The sequence below is a fragment of the Bradyrhizobium sp. ORS 375 genome (genome assembly GCF_000239775.1).
Lineage (GTDB): Bacteria > Pseudomonadota > Alphaproteobacteria > Rhizobiales > Xanthobacteraceae > Bradyrhizobium.
The window spans coordinates 1-3254 of record NZ_CAFI01000275.1 but is presented as its reverse complement, the minus strand read 5'-3'; the positions used below and the strand labels follow the sequence as shown (position 1 = coordinate 3254).

Sequence of the window (3254 nt, the reverse complement as noted above, 5' to 3'; positions counted from 1 at the left end):
ACCGAGGGGATGGCTGGCGAGGAACGTGGAGCAACAGCCCTCGCCTCCCTCCGCACCGCCTCCGACAACTTCTTTATCCGCTCCTCGTCGCGGTCGATCCAGCGGAAGCCGTCGATCTGGCGGAAGCCGAGGCGGACGGCGCAATACTTCCCATTCGTCTCCTCCAGCGTGTTGTCGGCGAAGCTGTGGGACACGTCGATGTCGCGGATCTCGACGCCGTTCTTGCGGGCATCGCCGACGATCTGCGCCGGCGCATAGAAGCCCATCGGCTGCGAGTTCAACAGCGCACAGCAGAACGCATCCGGATGAAAGTATTTCAGCCAGGACGAGACATAGACGAGCTGCGCGAAGCTCGCGGCATGGCTTTCCGGAAAGCCGTAAGAGCCAAAGCCCTTGATCTGGTCGAAACAGCTCTTGGCGAAGGCCGGATCATAGCCGCGCGCGATCATGTTCGAGACCATCTTCTCCTCGTAGGAGCCGATGGTGCCGACGTTGCGGAACGTCGCCATGGCGCGGCGCAGGCCGTTCGCCTCCTCCGGCGAGAACTTTGCGGCCTCGATCGCGATCCGCATCGCCTGCTCCTGGAACAAGGGCACGCCGAGCGTCTTATGCAGGACCTTGTAGAGTTCATCCGCCGGGCCATGATCAGGCGATGGCGAAGGGTATGTCACCTTCTCCAGCTTGTTGCGACGGCGCAAGTATGGATGCACCATGTCTCCCTGGATCGGACCGGGCCGGACGATCGCGACCTCGATGACGAGATCGTAGAAGGTGCGCGGCTTGAGCCGCGGCAGCATGTTCATCTGCGCCCGGCTCTCGACCTGGAACACGCCGAGCGACTCGCCCCGCTGCAGCATCTGATAGACTTCGTTGTCGTCCTCCGACTTGATGTCGGAGAGCACGTAGCGCCTGCCCTTGTGGTCGGCGATCAGGTCGAAACTCTTGCGGATGCAGGTCAGCATGCCCAGCGCGAGCACGTCGACCTTCATCATGCTGAGCGCGTCGACGTCGTCCTTGTCCCATTCGATGAAGGTGCGGTCGTCCATCGCGGCGTTGCCGATCGGCACGTAGCTGTCGAGCCGGTCCTGCGTCAGCACGTAGCCGCCGACATGCTGCGACAGATGGCGCGGAAAGGTGATCAGCTCCGAGGCGAGCTCCACGGCGCGGCGGATCATCGGATTTTGGGGATCGAGCCCGGCCTGGCGCACCTGCATGTCGGACAGGCCGTCGCCCCAGCTGCCCCACACGGTATCGGCGAGCACGGAGGTGACGTCCTCGGTCAGGCCCAGCGCCTTGCCGACGTCGCGGATGGCGCTGCGCGGGCGATAATGGATGACGGTGGCGATGATCGCCGCGCGGTGGCGGCCATAGCGGCGATAGACATATTGCATCACCTCCTCGCGCCGCGAATGCTCGAAATCGACGTCGATATCCGGTGGCTCCAGCCGCTCCTTGGAGATGAAGCGCTCGAACAGCAAATCGATCTTGGTCGGATCGACCGAGGTGATGCCGAGCACGTAGCACACGGCCGAATTCGCCGCGGAGCCGCGGCCCTGGCACAGGATGCCCTGGCTGCGCGCGTAGCGCACGATGTCGTGGACGGTGAGGAAATAATGCGCGTAGTTGAGTTCGGCGATCAGCGCCAGCTCCTTGTTGAGGACGGCGCGTAGCCTGTCGTCCAGATGGTCGCCAAAATAGGTCTTTGCGCCTGCCCAGGTCAGGTCCTCCAGATGGCCCTGCGCGGTCTTGCCGGGCGGCACCGGCTCGTCGGGATATTGGTATTTGAGCTGGTCGAGCGAGAAGCTGATGCGGTCGGTGAAGCGCAGGGTCTCGGCAATCGCATCGGGATGATCGCGGAACAGCCGTGCCATCTCATGGCCCGGCTTGAGATGGCGCTCGGCATTGGCCTGGAGCCTTCGGCCGATGCTCTCGATCGAGGCCTTTTCGCGGATGCAGGTCAGCACGTCCTGCAGCATGCGCTGCTGCGGATGGTGATACAGCACGTCGTTGGTGGCGATCAGCGGCACCTTGGCCGAGGCCGCGAGACGCGCCAGCCGCGCCAGCCGACGGCGGTCGTCGCCGCGGTACAGCAGGCTGCCGGCGAGCCACACGCCTTCGGCGGGGCTGTCTTTCAGACGAGCAAGGATGTTGCCGAGGGCGTCCTCGTCGAAGCGATGCGGCGGCATCAGAACCAGGAGCTGGCCGTCGATGAAATCGAACAGGTCTGCGAAGGTCAGACGGCAATCGCCCTTGGCGACCTTGTCGGCATCGCTGCCGCGCTTGCCGCGGGTGAGCAACTGGCACAGCCGGCCGTAAGCCGCGCGGTCGCGCGGATAGACCAGGATGTCTGGCGTGCCGCAGGTGAAGACGAGCCGTGCGCCGTAGAGCAGCTTCGGCCTGTAGCTCAGACGGTCGTTGTTCAGCTCGCTATAGGCGCGCACGATGCCGGCGAGCGTGTTGTGGTCGGCGATGCCGATGGCGACGAGGCCATCATCGGCGGCCTGGTGCACATAGGCCTGCGGATGCGAGCCGCCGTGCAGGAAAGAGAAATTGGTGGTGACGCCGATCTCGGCATAGGGGATGGGAGTCATGGCGCGGCCACGGAGATTAGGGCGGCGCAATGCCCATGCGATGCGAAAGACAGCCACTCACCAAGCGGCTTGCACAGTTGCCCACCCTCCCCTGGAGGGGGAGGGTCGACGCGCGCACAGCGCGCGGCGGGGTGGGGTGAGCCCAGCAAGCGGTGGTCATGGCGTGGACTCATCGTAACGACAAGCGTCTCCGCTCCAATCGGCACCGCGTGCGCGGATGGTCTGTCACCCCACCCCGGCTCGCATGCGCGCATGCGAGCCGACCCTCCCCCCCCAGGGGAGGGTGAGCAGCGCGCTTGCCGTAGGACCACCCTGCCCCTCATGCGAACAGGCCATGCATGTACCAGAGGGGCTGAACCGGCGGGCCGTTCGGCGGCTGCTCGAACTCGCGATCATACAGGCCGTCGCGGTATAGCCAGAAGCGCAGGCCGTGTTCGTCTTCGACACGGAAATAGTCGCGCGTCAGGCCCTGGCCGTCGGGGCGCCACCATTCCATGGCGATGCGTTCCGGGCCTTCGGCGCGCACGACCGCATGCGCGGCGCGGCGCCAGACGAAGCGGGCGGGCGGGCCGTCGGGAACGCCGGCGATCACCTGGATGGCCTCGGGACGCGCGAACAGCCGCAAGGGACGCAGCGGCGGCTCGCCGTCGGTGCGCTCGGGCC

Annotated in this window: 1 protein-coding gene and 1 pseudogene; both read right to left on the bottom strand. The window is 65.6% G+C overall.

Annotation, left to right across the window (positions count from 1 at the left end; translation table 11 throughout):
- Positions 1-2591 (bottom strand): error-prone DNA polymerase (locus BRAO375_RS20030; protein WP_035641398.1); only part of this gene is annotated, 2591 nt, incomplete at its 3' end.
- Positions 2592-2910: 319 nt separating this feature from the next.
- Positions 2911-3254 (bottom strand): annotated as a pseudogene (locus BRAO375_RS20025) (DNA polymerase Y family protein); the annotation flags it as partial.